A 22,221-nucleotide genomic window follows, 5' to 3' on the forward strand; every position below is an offset into this window, starting at 1 on the left:
ATTTAATTCTAACATTTCTATATAAAAATATGGCTAAATCTAAGTCTATATATGTATGTTCTCAATGTGGAACTACAAGTTTAAAATGGCAGGGTAAATGTTCGTCATGCAATTCTTGGAATTCATTCGATGAAAAGCCAGTAGAGATTTTCGATAATTCTTCATCTAAGTATTCATGGTCATTAACTTCTTCTGTTAAAACTCTTTCAGAGGTAGAGGCCAAAGATGTAATAAGAATCTCTACTGGCTTAAGTGAATTTGATAGAGCTTTAGGTGGGGGGTTAATAATAGGGTCAGTTATCTTGATTGGAGGTGATCCAGGTATAGGTAAGTCAACTTTATTATTACAGTCTTTATCTTTTTTATCAAGTCAATATAATGTTTTGTATGTAACTGGTGAAGAGTCTGTAGAACAGATTGCTTTAAGAGCCCGTCGTCTTAATTTATCTTCAGATAATAACTTAAAATTATTAGCTGAAATTAATTTAACACAAATCATAAATATAATAAATCTACATAATCCTTTAATTGTTGTTATAGATTCAATACAAACTATATACAGTGATGAATTGCATTCATCACCAGGATCATTATCTCAGGTAAAAGATTGTGCTTCAAAGTTAACTAGGGTAGCAAAAGAGGCTGGTATTATAGTATTCATGGTAGGTCATCTTACAAAAGATGGAACTATAGCTGGTCCTAGGGTATTAGAACATATGGTAGATACAGTTCTATATTTTGAAGGAGATCAAAATTCTTCTTTTAGGTTAATAAGATCTTTTAAAAATAGATTTGGTGCTGTAAATGAATTAGGAGCATTTGCCATGACTGACAAGGGGTTACGCTGTGTTTCTAATCCTTCTGCTTTGTTCTTGTCTAATCATATTAACCAAGTTCCAGGATCTTGTATTATGGCCACACAAGAAGGATCTAGAACGTTATTAGTCGAAATTCAAGCATTAGTTAATAAATCATATTCTTTATCGACACGTAAAATATTAAGTGTTGGTTTAGATTCTAATAGATTATCTATGGTTTTAGCTATTCTTTATAAACACGGTGGATTTCCAACATTTGATAAAGATATATTCGTAAATGTTGTTGGGGGAGTTAAGATATCAGAACCTGCTTCTGATCTAGCTGTTTTATTAGCTATAGTATCTTCTTTGTTGAATCTACCGATACCTTTAAAATTGTTTGCTTTTGGGGAAATAGGACTATCTGGTGAAATCAGACCTGCTATTAAGGGGCAGGAAAGATTAAAGGAAGCTTCCAAACTTGGTTTTAGAACGGCGTTAATACCAACTCAAAATGCACCAAAAGAAATTATATCTGATCTTAAAATTATAAAAGTGAGTAGTGTTAGTGAAGTTATTGGTGTTATAAATACTTTTAATAAATAGCTAGAGATATATAAATAATATTGTCTAGCTATTTATTATATATCATTTATTCAAAATTTCGTTGAAATGGTATTGCATCAACTATTTTCTTGTCAAATTTTTTGTAATATTCTGAGTAGACTGGAGCCATTGCTGTTGCAAAGTCAGCTCTATCAACTTCAGTTACTTGTATGCCGCACTCCATTAATTTTTCCACACCACTTTTTTCAACATCATCAACAAAATCTCTCATTCTAGTACTAGCAGCTTTTCCTGCTTTATTAAAATATGATTTATCTATATTAGGTAATTTCTTGTATAGTTTCTCAGATGCTAATATCAGGGCTGGTGCGTACACATGACCAGATAGAGATAAATATTTCTGTGTATGTGATAATTGAGTGAAAAGTATAACAGCCAAAGAATTTTCTTGCCCGTCAATTTTTCCGCTTTTTATTTCATCAAAAGCTTCAGTTAGAGTCATAGGAACTGGGTCGATACCTATATATCTGAAACCTTCTATATGGATAGAATTTTTTGGTGTTCTTATTCTTAGTCCCTTGGCATCTTCTGGAGTTAGTACAGGTCTTACATTATTTGTTAAATGACGGAAACCTTGTTCACCCCATGCTAAAGCTATTAAACCTTTGGAAGGAAATTTTGCGAGAATATTTCTTCCTACAGGGCCATCTAGAACATTTCTAGCATGAGTTAAATCATGCATTAAAAAAGGTATATCAAACATTCCTATTTCTGGAATCATATCCATGATAGTACTGGTAGATACAATAGCTAGGTCAATCTTACCATTTTGTAGACCTTCTATTACATCTCGCTCAGATCCTAGTTGATTGTTAGGAAATGTTACAACTTTATATTTACCTTTACTGCTAGATTCTAGAGTCTCAGCGAACGCATTCGCTGCCGTACCATAGTGTGAATTGCCGTGAAGAGAGTGAGCCATTCTCAATCTAACCTCAGTCAATGTTTTATCTTTTTCAGCTGATGCTGGGGCATATGCTATTATTGCTGATAAGGCTAACGCAACACTGGCAAGCCAAACATTACGCATTCGTCTACTCCTGAAAAATCCAAAGAAGTGTTCTAAAAAATAAGCAATCATGATTTAGAAAATATTCTAATTAAAATATTTTCTAAAATTTTGCTATAAGATTTCGAACCTTATAAGTTTCTAAACTAAAATTAGTTTTCAACTAAATATTTTTTAATCAATTATGACATTTGCTGAGTATAAAGCATTAAATGCCAACGGTTTTAAATTATATATTTGTTAATTTATATACTTATTTTTAATATCTAATCAAATATTTTTTTGGAACTTTGATTGCATACAGTGTTCATATTATCCAAAAAAATATTTTCTAACAAGCTTTGATGTAATAATAATTAAAACTATTAAAATTATTTTTTACGTTTTATCAAAGATCACTTGTGCTAAGCTAGATATTTTTATTGTTTTTTGTAAAAAAGTAAGTTTTTGTTGTACGATAACAATTATTCTAATATTAGAATATCAAATAATTTATAGATTATCTTAATTTTTTCTTTTTTTGTAATTACTCGAATTTTTTCTATATTTTTTGATTGTTTCTGAAAAGATGTATTTAATTTTTTAATCATATGATGATTAATAATGATTTAGTTATATTTTATCAACTTTTATATTCTTAAAAAATTTTCATGAAAGTGTACTCAAATAATTAATGTCCTTTGTTTTATGATATTAAATTAAGATTGTTACATTAAGTTAATTAGGCATAACAACAATTATAATATATTGTTTATTTTTTATATATTTAAGAGTTATTTACATATGTTATTAGCAATTTGTCTATTATTAATATTAGTAATATTAAATATTAAGATCTTGGTTGATTTTAAGAGTTTTAATTATAAAAACGATTTTTCTATTTATTTAGATAGTGTTACGAATTTAGAGTCTAGTATTCATAGTGATATTATTGAAACTCAAAAGATACTTCGTAGTGATTTTTTGGATTCTATTCGTTCTTTGCAAGTAGAGTTAAATGCTTCTCATAATAAGTTAAGAGATACTATAAATAGAGATGCTTATAATAATCGAACTGAGCTTACTTCTTCATTTATTCAGTTTTCTGCTAGTTTTACAGATAGATTGCATGGTTTAATAGAAATAAATGATAGACGTATGCAAGAAATAAGAACTACTTTGGAAAATAGGTTAGATATTTTACAAAAAAATAATACATCTAAATTAGATGAAATTAGATGTATGGTAGATGAAAAACTGCATTCAGCTTTGGAAAAACGTTTAGGAGAGTCTTTTAGAATTGTTTCAGAGCGTTTAGAGGCTGTTCATAAAGGACTTGGTGAAATGCAAAGTTTGGCAGTTGGAGTTGGTGACTTGAAAAAAGTTTTGAGTAATGTTAAAACTAGAGGCACATGGGGTGAAGTTCAACTTTCTAGATTGATTGATGATATTATGACACCCAGTCAATATGGGAGAAATGTTAAACTTATACCTAATAGTGATTTAATAGTTGACTTTGCAATTAAATTGCCTGGAAATCAAAATGATGGTAATCCAGTATGGTTACCAATAGATTCTAAATTTCCTAAGGAAGAATATGATAGGTTAATTGATGCAAATGAAAAAGGAAATTCTGATTTAGCTAAAGTAGCTTCTGTATCTTTAGCTAGGGCTGTAGAAGTACAAGCTCGTATAATATCATCAAAGTACATAGCACCTCCTTATACAACTGAGTTTGCTATCATGTTTCTTCCTACAGAGGGTTTATATGCAGAAGTTATGAGATATCCTGGTTTATTTGATAAGTTACATAATTTACATATTACTGTGGTTGGTCCTAGTAATTTAGCTGCTCTTTTGAATAGTTTGCAAATAGGATTCCGAACCATAGCAATAGAAAAAAGGTCCTCAGAAGTATGGAATATACTGAGAGCGGTTAAAACTGAGTTTTCTAAGTTTGGTGAGTCTCTAGCAAGTGTAAAGAAAACACTAGAGAATGCTAGTAACAAATTAGGACAAACAGAAGTTAGATCTAGAGTTATGTTGCGAAATTTAAAATCACTTGAATTTCTCCCAGAAGAAAAATTATCTGATGTTTTATCTGATATGGATTCAAGTGATGATTTATCTATGTAGTAGTTAATTTAAATAGTTTTAATATTACTTTTCTTATTATGAAAAAACAAAATGATTTAAAACGATTTGCAGCTAAAGCAGCTCTAAATTATATAAAACCTATTGTGTCAAAAGATTTAATATTAGGGGTAGGTACTGGATCTACTACTAATTATTTTATAGAAGAATTATCTTCTTTGAAAGAAGAGATATATGGTGCAGTTGCAAGTTCTAAAGCAACAGAGGACTTGTTGCTTAAGAATAATATTAAGGTGTTTGATTTAAATGATTTATCAGAATTAGATATTTATATTGATGGGGCTGATGAAATAGATGAGTCTCTAATGATGATTAAAGGAGGTGGAGGTGCTTTAACTAGAGAAAAGATAGTAGCTTCTTCATCAAAAGAATTTATATGTATTGCAGATGAGTCAAAGTTCGTTCTTTCTTTAGGTAAGTTTCCTTTGCCAATTGAAATAATACCAATGTCTAAATCATTATTATGTAAGTATATAACTTCAATAGGAGGTCATCCTGTTTTGAGGGATGGTTTTTTAACTGATAATGGAAATTTAATTATTGATGTGTATAACATTAGTATAGATGATCCTTTAGAAATGGAAAAAACATTAAATAATATCCCAGGTGTTATTACTTGTGGTCTATTTGCAACTAGGAAAGCTGACAGATTAATTTTGTCAGGTTTAAAAGGTGTTACTATGCGTATATAGTAATATATACGGAATATAACCTTACTAAATGGTAGGGTTATATCCATCAGCTTCTATTTTTTCATCTTCGAATAAGAATGATTCCATTTTTTTTCTTAGAAAATTTCTAGATTTAACATCAGCAAGATTTAGACGATTTTCGTTGATTAATCTTGTTTGGATTGATTGCCATTCTTCCCATGCAGTCTTTGAAATATTATCCCATATGCGTTTTCCAAGCATACCAGGGAAAGGTGGTTTTTCTAAACCTTCTGTTTCGCATTTTAATTTGATGCAGTTAACAATATGTTTTGACATTTTTATACCCCTATTGTTTTAATAAAACTAAATTTTTTTATAAAAATTAAACTATTTCTGGATCTGTTATAATTATTTTGTTTTTCTTTTGGCAAATCTTTTATATTTCCTTTAATAAATCCTCTTTTTAGAAACCAGTGTGATGTCCTAGTTGTTAAAGCAAATAAGTAATCTAAACCAAGTTTTTTTGCTTTAGACTCCACATGTCTTAAAAGTAGTTCACCTTCTCCAGAGCTTTGCCATTCTGGATGAACTATTAAACAGGCTAATTCAGCCATTTTTTCTTCTTCGAAAATATATAGTGCAGCACACCCGTATATAATTCCATCATGTTCTAGAACAGTAAAATTTTCCAGGTCTCTCTCTATCAAACTTTTTGGTCTAGGTATTAAAGTACCATCAGATTCTAAAGGTTCTATAAGACTTACTATAGCTCCGACATCATCAATAGTAGCAGCTCTTAGATCGTCTAGATTATCTTCTACAATCATATTACCAACTCCATCGTGTGTAAATATTTCTAATAACACACTGCCATCCATAGAGTATGGGAGTATATGTGCCCTTGCAACTCCTTTTTTTACAGCTAAGGCGGCATTTTCTAAGAATTTTTTTGTTTCATTGTCAATGTCATTATTTTTTATCAAAAGTTCTGCTTTAGCTCTAGCTATTTCTGCATCTATAGATCCATTCTTATTTATAAGACCAGAAGAGGAAGATAAAAATATTAGTTTTTCTGCTCTTAGTGCAATTGCTGTATTAGCTGCTAGTTCTTCCATGCTTAAATGGAAAGCATCTCCAGTTGGAGAAAATCCTAGTGGAGATAGTAGAACTACAGAGGATCCTTTTTCTATAGCAGATCTAATGGACTCAGTGTCTACTTTTCTAACTTTACCTGTATGTTGAAAATCAATGCCATTTACGATGCCTACAGGGCTTGCGGTGATAAAGTTTCCAGATATTACTCTTATTTGTGAATGAGACATTGGAGTATTTGGCAACCCTTGACTAAAAGAAGCTTCTATATCCAATCTTATTTCTCCGGCTGCTTCTTTCGCACATTCAAGAGAAGCAGAATCAGTAGGTTTTAATAAACATCCATTAAAATTCTGAGGCAGCCCTTTAAGACGAAGTTGCTCATTGATTTGTGGTCCTGATCCATATATAAGTACTAATCTAATTCCAAGTGCAGATAATAAAGATAGATCCTGTACTAAGGTGTTTAGTATGCCATCTTGTATTAATTCTCCATTGAATGCGATGATAAAAGTTTTTCCGCGGAATGCATGTACATAAGGAGCAACTTCTCTAAACCATCTAACAAATTGAGATTTAGAGTTATCTTGAGCCTCATGAGAATAAGGTTTTTCTATTTCCATAGTGTCTATATAATTGTGTATGTTTATGTAATAATTAATTTAAATCAATATATGTTTTTATTAAATCATTTGTTTGCTAGATTATAAAAATTTTAACAAAACAATAAAACTAATTTATATAATACTTACTTTATACTCATAAAATAATTTATTTTGTTATTAAAAATTAGTCAATTGTTAGAATTATCCATTTATTATATAAATTCATTATAATTTTTTATTTATGTTAGAAAACTCTAAAAAATCAGTTTCTTTTGTTCATCTTCGTGTTCATTCGGAATATTCTATTGTAGATGGTTTAATAAAAATTAATGATCTAGTAGATGGAGTTATTAAATTAAAGCAACCTGCTGTGGCTTTAACGGATCTGTCAAATCTTTTTGGTGCCTTAAAATTTTATAAGTATTCTCGATCGAGAGGTATAAAGCCAGTTATCGGATGTGATGTATGGTTATCTAACGATGAAGATAAAAGTAAACCGCATAGGATTCTGATTCTTGTTCGTAATAATGCTGGATATTTAAATTTATGCAATCTTATTACAAAATCTTATTTAACAAATCAGACAGATGGTAGAGTAGAAATTCGTAAAGAATGGCTGGTATCTCAAGAAGGTTTGATAATTTTATCAGGTGGTATTCATGGAGATGTTGGTCATGCTTTGAGGAGCGGAAGAAAAGATTTAGCTTTATCTTTGATAAAACAGTGGAAATTTATGTTTCCTGACTCATATTATATTGAGATTCAAAGATCTGGATTAAGTGAAGAGGAAGAGTATATACAATTAGTTGTACCAATTTCTTCGGATGAAAATATACCGATAGTAGCCACTCATCCTGTCGAGTTCTTAGAAAAGAGTCATTTTAAATCTCATGAAGTAAGAGTTTGCATTGCTGATGGCAAACATCTAACAGATGTTAATAAGAATCATTTTTTTACAGAAAAGCAATATTTATTAAGTTCTGAAGAAATGATTGATTTGTTTGCTGATATTCCATCAGCATTATCTAATTCTATTGAAATAGCTAAACGTTGTAATATCAATCTTCAGATAGGTAAGCCAATGCTTCCAAATTTTGAAGTTAGAGATGATATTTCTTTAGAGTTTTATTTAAAACAATTATCTAGTAGCGGTCTAACAAAGAAACTAAATAGTATTTATCCAGAGTCTAACGATGAGTTTAAGAGTATATATTACGAGCGTTTGGACAAAGAATGTAAAACTATTATACAAATGGGATTTGCTGGATATTTCTTAATCGTTCAGGATTTTATTAATTGGGCTAAAAATAATGGTGTTCCAGTAGGTCCCGGTCGTGGATCTGGAGCTGGTTCTCTAGTTGCTTACTCACTTGGAATTACAGATTTAGATCCTATAAAATATGATTTATTGTTTGAGAGATTCTTAAATCCTGAACGTGTTTCTATGCCAGATTTTGATATTGATTTTTGTCCTGATAATAGAGATAGAGTTATAGATTATGTTAAGAATAAATATGGTAGTGATTCTGTTAGTCAGATAGTAACTTTTGGAACTTTTGGGGCAAAGGCTGTTATTCGTGATGTGGGAAGAGTATTAGGTTTGCCTTATTCTTTATGTGATAGTTTATCTAAATTGATCCCTTTTAATCCAGTAGATCAGTGGTCATTAGAAAGAGTTATAAATTCAGAGCCATCATTTAAAAGTCGTTATAATCAAGAAGAGGAAGTTAAAAATTTAGTGGATTTAGCTATGCCTTTAGAAGGTTTAGTTAGAAATGTTGGTATGCATGCAGGTGGTGTTTTAATTGCGCCTGGTAAGCTAACAGATTTTTGTCCTTTATATTGTCAACCAGGGCAAGAAACTAGTATAGTCTCTCAATTTGATAAAGATGATGTTGAATTAGCTGGATTGGTAAAATTTGATTTTCTAGGTTTAAGAAATCTTACTGTCTTAGATTGGGCTGTTCGTTATGTTAGGAGTTTTAATAAAGATGAAAAAGATTTTGATTTAGCTAATTTAGAACTTGATGATAAACTTACTTATAACCTTCTTTGCAATGGCAATACCACGGCTGTTTTCCAATTAGAATCTAAAGGCATGAAGGATTTATTGAAGAGATTAAAACCAAATACTTTTGAAGATATAATAGCTGTTTTAGCTTTGTATAGACCAGGACCTTTAGAATCTGGAATGGTCAATGATTTTGTAAATAGAAAACATGGATTGTCGACGATAAATTATTTTCATCCTATATTGGAAAGTATTCTAAAAAGTACGTATGGAGTGATAGTTTATCAAGAACAGGTCATGTTAATTTCTCAAGTTGTTGGTGGATATTCTTTAGGAGGGGCTGATTTATTACGTAGAGCAATGGGTAAAAAGGACCCTGAGGAAATGTCTAGGCACCGTGTTTTGTTCGAAAAAGGAGCTGTTAATAAAGGTTATAGTCCACATCTTGCAATTAAATTATTTGATTTAATGGAAAAATTTGCAGGTTATGGTTTTAATAAATCTCATTCAGCTGCTTATGCCTTGATAGCATATCAGACAGCTTGGTTAAAGGCTCATTATCCTTCTGAATTTTTTGCGGCCTCTATGTCATCTGATATGGATGATACGGACAAGATAAAAGTTTTATTTAATGATGCTAAAAACAACTCTATTGATATTTTGCCTCCTGATATTAATTTGTCTAATTTTAGATTTGAGCCAATTAATAGTCATAGCATAAGATACGGTTTAGGAGCTATTAAGGGTGTTGGCAAGAGTGCTATTGAGGAAATAGTTAAGATAAGAGAATTAGCTGGAAACTTTAAAAGTTTATTTGATTTTTGTTATAGGGCGTCTAAAATTATTAATCGTCGGTCTATAGAATCACTGGTTAAATCTGGAGCTTTTGATTCTTTAGATCCCAATAGAGCATTTTTATTTTCTTCTTTAGATATAGCTATAAATGCAGCAGATCAAAAACAAAGAAATCGTAACCAATCTTCTTTGTTTGATTCTGCTGAAGAAGCTGTCGTGGATGTTTCTATAAAGGATAGTGTTATAAATTGGGATTTACATAAGAAGCTTATAGAAGAGAAATCTGCATTAGGTTATTATTTTAGTGATCACTTATTTAATTGTTGGGGCAAGGAAATAAGAAGAGCAATGCCTAAAAAACTAATTGATGTAGAACCTCATGCTAAGGCACAATTTATTTGTGGTGTTTTAGTTAGCATTCGAAGTGTTATAACGCGTAGAGGTAAAATAGTAATTGCTTTATTAGATGATGCTACTAAACAATTGGAGGTTGCTATTTATGCTGAAATTTATTCTGAATATCGTGATTTTTTAAAAGAAGATAATCTTATAGCTATTAAAGGAATAGTTAGTAAAGATGATTATTCTGGAAATATTAGAATAGTTGCAGAAAAGGTGCTTGATTTACAAGCGATTAGAATTCTTATGGCTAAATCTTTAGTTCTGCATATTAAAGATAATGTAATAGATACTGCTAGTATTAGATCTATTATAGAAAAGCACAATTCATATATTAATAATAAAGAATCTTTAGTATCTATATTCGTGTTCTATGAGAACAATGTAAAAAAATTCTCTTGTAAAGTTAAATTAGGGGATCGCTGGATGGTTGTTATTACAGATAATTTATTATCTGAACTGAAAAATCTTATAGGTTCTGATTTTATAGATATTGTTTATTAAATAAAGTTAATTAGTGTGCTTATATTGAGTGATTATTAAATTTATTAGTATGTTTGTTAATAAATTTTTCTTAGTAATAATTAATTTTAATTAAGTGTTTGTATTGTTTAAATAGTTTTTTATTAAAAACTTTTACATTATGAGTCTTTAATATAGTTTAATGTGTTTATAAACATATCATTTATATTTGTTTATAATTCAAAATTTTTCAATAAAAATAGAATGTTAACTTTTCTCTTTATTATGACATATCCAAGACGAAACAAGTTTTTCATTTTTTGTTAAAATGTGTTTGTATATTGATTCTTGACTAAAGTTATAATTTTATAATTAATTTTTTAAATTAGAGAGAGATATTTTTGCAATTTTACAATCAATCTAAATATAGCGATCAGAGAAGAGCTGGAAATTTATTTCTAAGAGTTTGTGGTGATGTGAAAAAATATTGGTTGATAATATCTGTGGCTATAGTTTTGATGGTTTTAGCTGCTGCTACTCAGCCAGCATTAGCGCTTATTATGAAACCTCTTTTAGATAAGGGATTCTCTGGAGATTATTCTAATTGGTTTTTTATTCCATTCTTATTATTTATTTTAGCTGTAATTAGGAGTGTTTGTAACTTTTGTAGTTCTTATTTGTTTGCTCTTATATCAAATAATATATTATTTGATATAAGAGCAAACATGTTTGAAAAATTGCTTGGTTTGCCTGATAAGCATTATGCAAATAGCAATCATAGCAGGTTATTAAATAAATTTACTATAGATGCAAATAATATTACAAATTCAGTTAATGAGGTAATAATTGTTTTAATTCGTGAGAGCACTATATTGTTGGCGTTATTAGTGGTTTTATTTTATCTATCATGGCTATTGACCTCAATTGTTATAATTATGTTACCTATCATGGTAATTGTAACAAGAGTTTTTATAAAACGCATAAAGAAAATAAGTCAAAACACTTTAGGAATGAATGCTGAATTGACTCGTGTCGTGAGTGGGGCTATAAAAGGTCAACGTGTTATTAAATTATTTAATGGTTATGATATAGAAAAAAATCGTTTTCATTTTATTAATAAAAATTTACGAAATTTTGCTATGCGAGCTGCTATTGCTGATTCTGCATTATCTCCTATAATGCATCTGTGTGTTGCTTTATCTGTTGCTATTGTTATTTTCGTGGCTTTAAGTCAGGCTAATTTTAGCATGCTTACTGTTGGAGAGTTTGGTGCTTTTATAGCAGCTTTAGCTCAAATACCTGATCCAATGAGAAAATTGACCAATATTACTGGCAAATTACAAAAGGCACTTGTTTCAGCTGAGAGTGTTTTTTCTCTGATTGATGCTAGGATTGAAAGCGACTTTGGGAATAATGTATCATCTTATGATATAAAAGGTGATATAGATTTTGTAAATGTTAATTTTAAATTTCCTGGCAATAAAGAATCTATAATAAAAAACGTTTCTTTCAGTATTAAGTCTGGGGATGTTGTAGCTTTAGTTGGGCGTTCTGGTAGTGGAAAGACCACTTTGGTAAATATGTTACCAAGATTTATTGATCCTGACGAAGGTAGTATTTTGCTAGATAAATGTGATATTAAGAATATGACCTTAAAATCATTAAGAGCTAATATTTCTTTTGTGGGTCAGGATGTAGTTTTATTTAATGATAGTATTTTTGCAAATATTTGTTATGGTTCTTCTATTAAGGTTACAGATAAAGATGTTGAGTCAGCTTTGGATGCTGTTAATTTACTAGATTTTGTCAAAAGTTTGCCTAAAGGGTTATATACCAATATTGGTGAAGATGCTTTGCGATTATCTGGAGGACAAAGGCAAAGATTGGCTATAGCAAGAGCATTTATTAAGAATTCTCCTATTATTATACTAGATGAAGCAACATCTGCATTAGATAACGAGTCAGAGAGATATATTCAAGATTCATTAGAAAAACTAATGTCTGGTAGGACTACACTTATTATTGCTCATAGATTATCAACAGTAAGGAAAGTCGATTGTATATTTGTTATGGATTCAGGAACAATTATAGAACATGGTTCGCATCTAGAGCTTTTGCATAAACATGGGGTTTATGCCTCATTATATAGAATGCAATTTGATGATTGATCATAATAAAACTATATCATATTCTTCTTGATTGTACCTATTCTCAACTATTAGAGATACAGGTTTTTTTATTTGGTCGCACAAGTTAGACAAATGGTGATTTTCTTCTAAAAACATATCTATTATTTTCTGAGATGCTATTATTTTAAATTCTTTTGGATTAAATTGTTTTGATTCTTGTAATATTTCCCTGAGAATTTCATAACAAATTGTTCGTGTGGTTTTAATCATGCCATTAGAATTACAAACATTACAAGGTTCGCATAGCTTGCTTATTAAAGAATCTCTAGTTCTTTTTCTTGTCATTTCTATTAATCCAAGTTTACTAAAATCACCTATGGTTGTTTTTGTTCTGTCTTTAGATATAGATTTCTTTAGTTCGTTAAGAACTGCATTTTTATGATATTGATCATCCATATCTATAAAATCTATTATTATTATTCCACCAAGGTTTCTTAAGCGTAATTGTCTAGCTATAGCATTAGTTGCTTCAAGATTGGTTTTGAAAATAGTTTCTTTGAAATTTTTCCCTCCTATAAATCCTCCGGTATTTACGTCTATTGTGGTTAGGGCTTCAGTTTGTTCTATTATGAGATAGCCTCCAGATTTTAATTTTACCTTTTTGGACAAAGCAGTATCAATTTCCTGGTCTATATTGGCTATTTCAAATATTGCTCTTTCTTCTCCATAATATTGGATTTTATGTTGTATGGAAGGGTTGAAAATTTTCGACCATTCTATAAGTTTTGTTGTTGTCTGTTTGGAGTCTATTTTTATTGTTTTAGTATTTGATGTTACTATGTCTCTCATAACTCTTTGAGCTAGATCTAAATCTTGATATATTATAGATGGCGCATTGTGGCATTTAGTAGATGCTATTATTCTATTCCAAAGAGTGTTTAAATATTTTAAATCTATTAATATATCCTCGTTTGTGGCGTTTTCTGCCTGGGTTCTTGCTATAAATCCTCCTTTCTGGCCTGTTGTTAGAGATTGTATTTTTATTTTTAATGCTTCTCTATCTTCTTCGTTTTGAATTTTTTGAGATATTCCTATATGGCAAATATCTAGAGGCATGTATACCAATATTCTTCCAGCTATACTTAATTGTGTTGATAAGCGAGCTCCTTTTGTTCCTATTTGATCTTTTATTACTTGAGTAAGAATATGTTGCCCAGCAAATATTAATTTTTCTATTGGAATAGTAGTATTTGTTTGAGATTTTTCATTGCGATTTTCTCGTAAATCAGAAACATGAATAAAGGCAGAACGGTCTAATCCAATATCAACAAAAGCACTTTGTAATCCAGGTAGTATTCTTAATACTTTTCCTAGGAATATATTTCCCACCATGCTTTGTTGTATGTTATGTTCGATGTGTAGTTCTTGAACTACTCCATTTTCAAGTAAAGCAACTCTTGTTTCAAAATTAGTTGCGTTGATAAGAATATCTTCATTTATAAGGCTAGGAGGCATGGTTTTTTTATCAGAATAGTGTATTATTATTTTATATAAATTAAATCAATCAAATTTAACATTATACTTTGTAATGAAATTATTGAAATATTTCAATAATTTCAAAATATTTCTTGACAGTGATCAATTTATAGAAGATAATCACTTCTTCCTTCGCAAATAATTGTTTGTGATTGAGCTCTTTAACAACTGAACAACCGATAATTGTGAGTACTTGATGCTAGTTTTGAGACATATTTTATATGTCAGGCTAAAAAACACAAGTACTCATTAAAAAAATAATTTTTTAGATTATGTCTAAAAACTCGTTTATTTTTTTGAGTAGCGACGTATTTTTCAATTTATTGAATTTACGTAATAACTAGAGATTAAACTGAAGAGTTTGATCCTGGCTCAGATTGAACGCTAGCGGAATGCTTTACACATGCAAGTCGAACGGCAGCACGAACTTCGGTTTGGTGGCGAGTGGCGGACGGGTGAGTAATGTATCGGAACGTGCCCAGTAGCGGGGGATAACTACGCGAAAGCGTAGCTAATACCGCATACGCCCTAAGGGGGAAAGCGGGGGATCTTAGGACCTCGCACTATTGGATCGGCCGATATCGGATTAGCTAGTTGGTGAGGTAATGGCTCACCAAGGCGACGATCCGTAGCTGGTCTGAGAGGACGACCAGCCACACTGGGACTGAGACACGGCCCAGACTCCTACGGGAGGCAGCAGTGGGGAATTTTGGACAATGGGGGAAACCCTGATCCAGCCATTCCGCGTGTGCGATGAAGGCCTTAGGGTTGTAAAGCACTTTTGGCAGGGAAGAAACAGCATTAGTTAATACCTAATGTGAATGACGGTACCTGCAGAATAAGCACCGGCTAACTACGTGCCAGCAGCCGCGGTAATACGTAGGGTGCAAGCGTTAATCGGAATTACTGGGCGTAAAGAGTGCGCAGGCGGTTCGGAAAGAAAGATGTGAAATCCCAGGGCTTAACCTTGGAACTGCATTTTTGACTACCGAACTAGAGTGTACCAGAGGGAGGTAGAATTCCGCATGTAGCAGTGAAATGCGTAGATATGCGGAGGAACACCAATGGCGAAGGCAGCCTCCTGGGGTAACACTGACGCTCATGCACGAAAGCGTGGGGAGCAAACAGGATTAGATACCCTGGTAGTCCACGCCCTAAACGATGTCAACTAGCTGTTGGGGTCTTCGGATCTTAGTAGCGCAGCTAACGCGTGAAGTTGACCGCCTGGGGAGTACGGTCGCAAGATTAAAACTCAAAGGAATTGACGGGGACCCGCACAAGCGGTGGATGATGTGGATTAATTCGATGCAACGCGAAAAACCTTACCTACCCTTGACATGTCTAGAATCCCGAAGAGATTTGGGAGTGCTTGCAAAAGAACTAGAACACAGGTGCTGCATGGCTGTCGTCAGCTCGTGTCGTGAGATGTTGGGTTAAGTCCCGCAACGAGCGCAACCCTTGTCATTAGTTGCTACGAAAGGGCACTCTAATGAGACTGCCGGTGACAAACCGGAGGAAGGTGGGGATGACGTCAAGTCCTCATGGCCCTTATGGGTAGGGCTTCACACGTCATACAATGGTCGGGACAGAGGGTTGCCAACCCGCGAGGGGGAGCTAATCCCACAAACCCGATCGTAGTCCGGATCGTAGTCTGCAACTCGACTACGTGAAGTCGGAATCGCTAGTAATCGCGGATCAGAATGTCGCGGTGAATACGTTCTCGGGTCTTGTACACACCGCCCGTCACACCATGGGAGTGGGTTTTACCAGAAGTAGTTAGCCTAACCGTAAGGAGGGCGATTACCACGGTAGGATTCATGACTGGGGTGAAGTCGTAACAAGGTAGCCGTATCGGAAGGTGCGGCTGGATCACCTCCTTTAAGAGCTAAAGCTATGTATTAAGTGCTCACAATTATCGGTTGTTATTTAGCTGAGATTGGTAGTAAACAGGATTTGCAACAGATTCTCCATTGTAATTTGTGCTTTAAGGTGCTAATTTAATATATGTATGGGTCTGTAGCTCAGCTGGTTAGAGCACCGTCTTGATAAGGCGGGGGTCGTTGGTTCAAGTCCAACCAGACCCACCATTTCTTTGAGCAAGACCTTTAATAAATTGGGGGTGTAGCTCAGTTGGGAGAGCGCCTGCTTTGCAAGCAGGAGGTCATCGGTTCGATCCCGTTCACCTCCACCAAAATCAAGTTAGAGTTTAATTTTTAGGCTTATTTTAAGCTTAAAAATTAAGCTTTATAAGCTAATTGTTCTTTAAAAATCTAGAAGAGACGCAACGAAATATTAACTATAGTTGTTTTTTGTAACTATAGTATTAGGGTTTTGATTGCATTATATTTTAAAGAGTAAAATCTTTGGAATACTTATGAACAGCACAAACATATGTCAATATTTTTATAGCCTTTAGTGTTATAGGATCAAGTGACTAAGTGCATATGGTGGATGCCTTGGCGATCACAGGCGATGAAGGACGTAGTATCCTGCGAAAAGCTGCGGGGAGCTGGAAAACAAGCTTCGATCCGCAGATGTCCGAATGGGGAAACCCACTCCTTATTGGAGTATCTCTGATTGAATACATAGATCAGTAGAAGCGAACCGGGTGAACTGAAACATCTAAGTAACTCGAGGAAAAGAAATCAACCGAGATTCCGAAAGTAGTGGCGAGCGAAATCGGATCAGCCTTTACGTTTTAGCGTTATTGATAGTCGAAAGAGATGGAAATCTCTGCCATAGTAGGTGATAGCCCTGTAGACGAAATCTTTGATGTGGAACTAAGCGTAAGAAAAGTAGGGCGGGACACGTGAAATCCTGTTTGAATATGGGGGGACCATCCTCCAAGGCTAAATACTCGTGATCGACCGATAGTGAACCAGTACCGTGAGGGAAAGGCGAAAAGAACCCCGGGAGGGGAGTGAAATAGATCCTGAAACCGTATGCATACAAACAGTAGGAGCGGATTTATTCCGTGACTGCGTACCTTTTGTATAATGGGTCAGCGACTTACATTCAGTGGCAAGCTTAACCAAATAGGGGAGGCGTAGCGAAAGCGAGTCCGAATAGGGCGACATAGTCGCTGGGTGTAGACCCGAAACCAGATGATCTATCCATGGCCAGGTTGAAGGCACGGTAACACGTGCTGGAGGACCGAACCCACTAATGTTGAAAAATTAGGGGATGAGCTGTGGATAGGGGTGAAAGGCCAAACAAATCTGGAAATAGCTGGTTCTCTCCGAAAACTATTTAGGTAGTGCCTCACGTATTACTGTATGGGGTAGAGCACTGTTATAGCTAGGGGGTCATGGCGACTTACCAAACTATGGCAAACTCCGAATACGTACAAGTACAGCGTGGGAGACAGAGCACCGGGTGCTAACGTCCGGACTCGAAAGGGAAACAACCCAGACCGCCAGCTAAGGTCCCAAATTATCGCTAAGTGGTAAACGAAGTGGGAAGGCATAGACAGTCAGGAGGTTGGCTTAGAAGCAGCCATCCTTTAAAGAAAGCGTAATAGCTCACTGATCGAGTCGTCCTGCGCGGAAGATGTAACGGGGCTAAGCGATAAACCGAAGCTGCGGGCGTGTTTTATACACGCGGTAGGAGAGCGTTCTGTAAGCCTGCGAAGGTGGCCTGTAAGGGCTGCTGGAGGTATCAGAAGTGCGAATGCTGACATGAGTAGCGATAAAGGAGGTGAAAAGCCTCCTCGCCGTAAGTCCAAGGTTTCCTGCGCAACGTTCATCGGCGCAGGGTGAGTCGGCCCCTAAGGCGAGGCAGAGATGCGTAGCTGATGGGAAGCTGGTTAATATTCCAGCACCATTGTACAGTGCGATGGGGGGACGAATTGTGGAAAATCATCAGGGTGTTGGAAATCCCTGTTGCTGCATTATAGAAGGTGATTAGGAAAATCCGGTCACATTATTCGAGGGTGCGGCACGAGCGAATATATTTCGTGAAGTGATTGGAAGTGGTTCCAAGAAAAGCCTCTAAGCTTCAGCTGTACAAGACCGTACCGCAAACCGACACAGGTGGACGGGATGAATATTCTAAGGCGCTTGAGAGAACTCAGGAGAAGGAACTCGGCAAATTGATACCGTAACTTCGGGAGAAGGTATGCCTCATTAGTGTGATGAGCTCGCGCTTATAGCATGAAGAGGCCGCAGATAATCGGTGGCTGCGACTGTTTATTAAAAACATAGCACTCTGCAAAGACGAAAGTCGACGTATAGGGTGTGACGCCTGCCCGGTGCCGGAAGGTTAAGTGATGGGGTGCAAGCTCTTGATCGAAGCCCCGGTAAACGGCGGCCGTAACTATAACGGTCCTAAGGTAGCGAAATTCCTTGTCGGGTAAGTTCCGACCTGCACGAATGGCGTAACGATGGCCACACTGTCTCCTCCTGAGACTCAGCGAAGTTGAAATGTTTGTGATGATGCAATCTACCCGCGGCTAGACGGAAAGACCCCATGAACCTTTACTGTAGCTTTGCATTGGATTGTGAATAATCTTGTGTAGGATAGGTGGGAGGCTTTGAAGCATGACTGCTAGGTTATGTGGAGCCATCCTTGAAATACCACCCTGGATTCTTTACGATTCTAACCTTGATCCGTTATCCGGATTTGGGACAGTGCATGGTGGGCAGTTTGACTGGGGCGGTCTCCTCCTAAAGAGTAACGGAGGAGTTCTAAGGTACGCTAGGTACGGTCGGAAATCGTGCTTTTAGTGCAATGGCATAAGCGTGCTTAACTGTGAGACTGACACGTCGAACAGATGCGAAAGCAGGACATAGTGATCCGGTGGTTCTGAATGGAAGGGCCATCGCTCAACGGATAAAAGGTACTCTGGGGATAACAGGCTGATACCGCCCAAGAGTTCATATCGACGGCGGTGTTTGGCACCTCGATGTCGGCTCATCTCATCCTGGGGCTGTAGTCGGTCCCAAGGGTATGGCTGTTCGCCATTTAAAGAGGTACGTGAGCTGGGTTTAAAACGTCGTGAGACAGTTTGGTCCCTATCTGCCGTGGGCGTTGGATACTTGACAGAGCCTGCTCCTAGTACGAGAGGACCGGAGTGGACGTACCTCTGGTGTACCGGTTGTCATGCCAATGGCATAGCCGGGTAGCTACGTACGGAAGAGATAACCGCTGAAGGCATCTAAGCGGGAAACTCGTCTGAAGATAAGGTATCCCGGGGACTAGATCCCCCTAAAGGGTCGTTCAAGACCAGGACGTTGATAGGTCGGATGTGTAAGTACAGTAATGTATTAAGCTAACCGATACTAATTGCCCGTGAGGCTTGATCCTATAACTCTACAGGTTATTAATCTGAGTGTATGTTATTAAGCTGTTCATGTTTTTAAGATTCTGAAAAGTATTTTTGAGTGTTTCTTCTATGATTATTTTATATTTGTTTATTTTATGATGATCAAATATAATACAGGTTATGCCTGATGACTATAGCAAGGTGGACCCACTCCTTCCCATCCCGAACAGGACAGTTAAACGCCTTTGCGCCGATGATATTAGACATCTCGTCTGTGAAAGTAGGTTATCGTCAGGCTCTTATATAATCCCCTACAGATTATTATTTGTAGGGGATTCTCTCTATATAAATCTATAAAAAATCAATATTATATTCTATGATATGGGTGTTTGTTAATTATACTCCAACATCTATATATTTGTTCAATTAGTAAAATTCTTACTATATGATGTGGAAATGTTAGAGATGATAGTTTTATCATTTTATGACATGTTTTTCTTATACTATCATCTAGTCCATCAGCACCACCTATAATAAAAGTTATAGGATATTCAGAAGATTTGATAATAAATTCTGTTAATTTTTGAGTGCTAAAATCTTCTCCATGTTCATCAAGAGCTATTATTAAAGAATTTTTTGGTATAGCTAAAGATATTTTTTTTGCTTCATTTAAAATTATTTTTTTTATATTTTGATTGCTTTTTCTATCTTCAGATTTAATTTCTTTTAGATCTATTTTGTAATTTTTTTGCAATCGTTTGGCGTAATCATGCCAAACGTTATCTACCCAAATTGGTATATTACTACCTACAGCTATAATAGTTATTTTCATAAATAATTTGTTTTATAAAACATCATTATTTTCCCAAATATTTTCTATATCATAAAAATCTCTAATATCTTTTTGCATGATATGAACTATTATATAGTTCATATCAACAATAACCCATTCTGCATTACTAATTCCTTCAATGTTTCTAGATGGTATAGAAGCAAAATCTTTTCTTATTTTAAATATTTTTTGTGCTATAGATCTAGCGTGTGTAGTAGACGTGGCTGTACTTATAATTATTTTGTCAAATATGGCTGTTAATCCTGAAGTATTTATTGTTTTTATATTTTGTGCTTTTGAATCATCTAATGTTTTAATAATTTTATTTTCTAATATGTTGATAATATTCATAATGTAATTGAAAAGAATTTATTTAATATATATTTTTTTGTTTTATGTATTCCAAAACATCTGGGTTTAAAAATCTATTTACAGGGATTGATTTTTTGATACATTCTCTTATATAAGAAGATGATACATGTATTTTCTTTAATGGTAATACATGTATATGTTTATTAGTTTTTTTAATTCGTTTAATAATTCTTTTGATAAGCAAAAAAGGATTATTATCTCTTTTTGCTATAGCTAAATCTACTTTTTTTATTATTTCTTTCCAATTATGCCAGCTATGAAAATTATTTATTTGATCAGATCCTAGTATTAATATGTACTTATTAGTATCTGATATGGCGTTTATTGTGTCTATTGTGTAACTATTATTATCATTTCTTTCTATTTCAATGTTGTTGATTTTTATATTTTCATAATCTTTAATGGCTAATGAAATCATATCAATTCTTTCAGAAGATGATGCATGTAATTTACCTTTTTGCCAAGGATTACCTGCAGGTATTAATTGTACTTCATCTAAGAATAGAAATTTTAAAGCAGTGATAGCTAAATTCACATGAGCAATGTGAATCGGGTCGAAGCTACCACCTAATAACCCGATTTTTTTCACAACCAATCTCTTGGCTGTAGATATTGGCTTAGTAAAGACTCTGGACTATTTTCAGAAGGTTTATAGTTAAATTTCCATTTTACTTCTGGTGGCATTGATAATAATATTGATTCACTTCTACCGCCTGATTGTAAACCAAAAGAAGTTCCTCTATCATATATTAGATTAAACTCTACATATCTACTTCTTCTATATAATTGAAATTCTTTTTCTAATTCTCCATATTTGACATTACAGCGTTTTTCTACTATTGGTATGTAGGCTTCTGTAAAAGAATTTCCTACAGATTGAGTTACAAGAAAAGATGAATCAAAATTTGGTTCGCTTAGGTCATCGAAAAAAATGCCGCCTATGCCTCTATGTTCGTTTCTATGTTTTATAAAAAAATAATTATCACACCATGTTTTATATTTTTGATAATAATCATTACCAAAAGGTTTGAGAGAATCAAAACATATTTTATGAAAATGTTTAGCATCATCTTCAAAAACATAGTATGGAGTTAGATCCATGCCGCCACCAAACCAAAAAACGTTATTTCCTTTTTGATTAAAGGTTCTAATTAATCTAACATTCATATGTGTTGTAGGAACATAAGGATTTCTAGGATGTATCACTAAAGATACACCCATTGCATTCCAAGGCATACCATTTACATCTGGTCTTTTGTTGCTTGCTGATGGAGGTAATTTTTCACCAGTAACACTGCTAAAAAGTACAGCTGCTCTTTCAAAAATATTGCCACCCTCTATTACTCGTGACAGTCCACCACCACCTTGGTTATGAGTCCATGAGTCAGATAAAAATTCTTTACCTTCTATTTTTTCCAGTATATTAACAATATTTTTTTGAAGATTGACAAAATAATTTTGTATTTCTATATCTGGATTTTTATTCATAAAATATTCCTTAATAAA

Annotated in this window: 13 protein-coding genes, 2 tRNA genes and 3 rRNA genes; 10 read left to right on the top strand and 8 right to left on the bottom strand. The window is 33.9% G+C overall.

The annotated features are described in order from the left end of the window. Positions 1-29: 29 nt before the first annotated feature. Positions 30-1,403, top strand: a complete 1,374-nt coding sequence (gene radA, locus CDSE_RS01025) for a DNA repair protein RadA (protein WP_015396157.1) — start codon at positions 30-32, stop codon at positions 1,401-1,403. A gap of 46 nt (positions 1,404-1,449) precedes the next feature. Here radA and dctP read toward each other — a convergent pair whose 3' ends face one another. Further along, positions 1,450-2,454: a TRAP transporter substrate-binding protein DctP gene (dctP, locus tag CDSE_RS01030; protein WP_015396158.1), complete on the bottom strand. Its 1,005-nt coding sequence runs from the start codon at positions 2,452-2,454 to the stop codon at positions 1,450-1,452. A gap of 762 nt (positions 2,455-3,216) precedes the next feature. Here dctP and CDSE_RS01035 point away from each other — a divergent pair. Together CDSE_RS01035 and rpiA are read left to right on the top strand one after the other, a co-directional pair. Continuing rightward, complete coding sequence (locus CDSE_RS01035; RefSeq protein ID WP_015396159.1) at positions 3,217-4,548, top strand: DNA recombination protein RmuC; 1,332 nt, start codon at positions 3,217-3,219, stop codon at positions 4,546-4,548. Between the two features lie 38 nt (positions 4,549-4,586). Then, positions 4,587-5,258, top strand: coding sequence for a ribose-5-phosphate isomerase RpiA (rpiA, locus tag CDSE_RS01040; protein WP_015396160.1), 672 nt, complete (start codon positions 4,587-4,589; stop codon positions 5,256-5,258). Positions 5,259-5,282: 24 nt separating this feature from the next. Here the strand turns inward: rpiA and CDSE_RS01045 are convergent, their stop codons facing one another. After that, positions 5,283-5,555: an oxidative damage protection protein gene (locus CDSE_RS01045; RefSeq protein ID WP_015396161.1), complete on the bottom strand. Its 273-nt coding sequence runs from the start codon at positions 5,553-5,555 to the stop codon at positions 5,283-5,285. 2 nt (positions 5,556-5,557) lie between these two features. Beyond that, positions 5,558-6,934, bottom strand: a complete 1,377-nt coding sequence (argA, locus tag CDSE_RS01050) for an amino-acid N-acetyltransferase (RefSeq protein WP_015396162.1) — start codon at positions 6,932-6,934, stop codon at positions 5,558-5,560. Between the two features lie 223 nt (positions 6,935-7,157). Between argA and dnaE the strand changes: the two genes are divergently transcribed. Then, entirely contained in the window at positions 7,158-10,625 is a 3,468-nt protein-coding gene (gene dnaE, locus CDSE_RS01055) for a DNA polymerase III subunit alpha (RefSeq protein ID WP_015396163.1), read from the top strand. A gap of 359 nt (positions 10,626-10,984) precedes the next feature. Next, a complete protein-coding gene (msbA, locus tag CDSE_RS01060; protein ID WP_015396164.1) occupies positions 10,985-12,751 on the top strand; it encodes a lipid A export permease/ATP-binding protein MsbA in 1,767 nt (588 codons plus the stop codon). On the opposite strand, the gene CDSE_RS01065 is transcribed toward msbA, so the two are convergent. Then, entirely contained in the window at positions 12,752-14,227 is a 1,476-nt protein-coding gene (locus CDSE_RS01065) for an Rne/Rng family ribonuclease (protein ID WP_015396165.1), read from the bottom strand. 370 nt (positions 14,228-14,597) lie between these two features. Here CDSE_RS01065 and CDSE_RS01070 point away from each other — a divergent pair. The 5 genes from CDSE_RS01070 (at position 14,598) to rrf (ending at position 19,808) form a co-directional block, all read left to right on the top strand. Continuing rightward, positions 14,598-16,128, top strand: a 16S ribosomal RNA gene (locus tag CDSE_RS01070). 130 nt (positions 16,129-16,258) lie between these two features. Further along, positions 16,259-16,335: transfer RNA gene (locus CDSE_RS01075), tRNA-Ile, on the top strand. A 28-nt stretch (positions 16,336-16,363) separates the two neighbouring features. Then, positions 16,364-16,439, top strand: a tRNA-Ala gene (locus CDSE_RS01080). A 233-nt stretch (positions 16,440-16,672) separates the two neighbouring features. After that, positions 16,673-19,552, top strand: a 23S ribosomal RNA gene (locus CDSE_RS01085). A gap of 142 nt (positions 19,553-19,694) precedes the next feature. Beyond that, positions 19,695-19,808: ribosomal RNA gene (gene rrf / locus CDSE_RS01090) — 5S ribosomal RNA — on the top strand. The 16S, 23S and 5S rRNA genes sit together here with 2 tRNA genes alongside, the layout of an rRNA operon. 70 nt (positions 19,809-19,878) lie before the next feature. On the opposite strand, the gene rlmH is transcribed toward rrf, so the two are convergent. Genes rlmH through hemF form a run of 4 tightly spaced genes read right to left on the bottom strand, consistent with a single transcriptional unit; the run spans position 19,879 to position 22,203 of the window. Then, positions 19,879-20,343, bottom strand: a complete 465-nt coding sequence (gene rlmH, locus CDSE_RS01095; RefSeq protein ID WP_015396166.1) for a 23S rRNA (pseudouridine(1915)-N(3))-methyltransferase RlmH — start codon at positions 20,341-20,343, stop codon at positions 19,879-19,881. 12 nt (positions 20,344-20,355) lie between these two features. Then, positions 20,356-20,694 (bottom strand): ribosome silencing factor, encoded by a 339-nt coding sequence (rsfS, locus tag CDSE_RS01100; RefSeq protein ID WP_015396167.1) that lies wholly within the window; start codon positions 20,692-20,694, stop codon positions 20,356-20,358. Between the two features lie 22 nt (positions 20,695-20,716). Next, a complete protein-coding gene (gene nadD, locus CDSE_RS01105; RefSeq protein WP_041186198.1) occupies positions 20,717-21,304 on the bottom strand; it encodes a nicotinate (nicotinamide) nucleotide adenylyltransferase in 588 nt (195 codons plus the stop codon). After that, positions 21,301-22,203, bottom strand: coding sequence for an oxygen-dependent coproporphyrinogen oxidase (hemF, locus tag CDSE_RS01110; RefSeq protein WP_015396169.1), 903 nt, complete (start codon positions 22,201-22,203; stop codon positions 21,301-21,303). The genes nadD and hemF overlap by 4 nt, the downstream gene beginning before the upstream one ends. Positions 22,204-22,221 lie beyond the last annotated feature (18 nt).

The sequence above is a fragment of the Candidatus Kinetoplastibacterium desouzaii TCC079E genome (genome assembly GCF_000340795.1).
In the GTDB taxonomy this organism is placed as follows: domain Bacteria; phylum Pseudomonadota; class Gammaproteobacteria; order Burkholderiales; family Burkholderiaceae_B; genus Kinetoplastidibacterium; species Kinetoplastidibacterium desouzai.

Excerpts from the sequence above, each read along its gene's own strand:
- radA (WP_015396157.1), top strand. The coding sequence starts at position 30 with ATGGCTAAATCTAAGTCTATATATGTATGTTCTCAATGTGGAACTACA.
- dctP (WP_015396158.1), bottom strand. The coding sequence starts at position 2,454 with ATGCGTAATGTTTGGCTTGCCAGTGTTGCGTTAGCCTTATCAGCAATA.
- CDSE_RS01035 (WP_015396159.1), top strand. The coding sequence starts at position 3,217 with ATGTTATTAGCAATTTGTCTATTATTAATATTAGTAATATTAAATATT.
- rpiA (WP_015396160.1), top strand. The coding sequence starts at position 4,587 with ATGAAAAAACAAAATGATTTAAAACGATTTGCAGCTAAAGCAGCTCTA.
- CDSE_RS01045 (WP_015396161.1), bottom strand. The coding sequence starts at position 5,555 with ATGTCAAAACATATTGTTAACTGCATCAAATTAAAATGCGAAACAGAA.
- argA (WP_015396162.1), bottom strand. The coding sequence starts at position 6,934 with ATGGAAATAGAAAAACCTTATTCTCATGAGGCTCAAGATAACTCTAAA.
- dnaE (WP_015396163.1), top strand. The coding sequence starts at position 7,158 with ATGTTAGAAAACTCTAAAAAATCAGTTTCTTTTGTTCATCTTCGTGTT.
- CDSE_RS01065 (WP_015396165.1), bottom strand. The coding sequence starts at position 14,227 with ATGCCTCCTAGCCTTATAAATGAAGATATTCTTATCAACGCAACTAAT.
- rlmH (WP_015396166.1), bottom strand. The coding sequence starts at position 20,343 with ATGAAAATAACTATTATAGCTGTAGGTAGTAATATACCAATTTGGGTA.
- rsfS (WP_015396167.1), bottom strand. The coding sequence starts at position 20,694 with ATGAATATTATCAACATATTAGAAAATAAAATTATTAAAACATTAGAT.
- hemF (WP_015396169.1), bottom strand. The coding sequence starts at position 22,203 with ATGAATAAAAATCCAGATATAGAAATACAAAATTATTTTGTCAATCTT.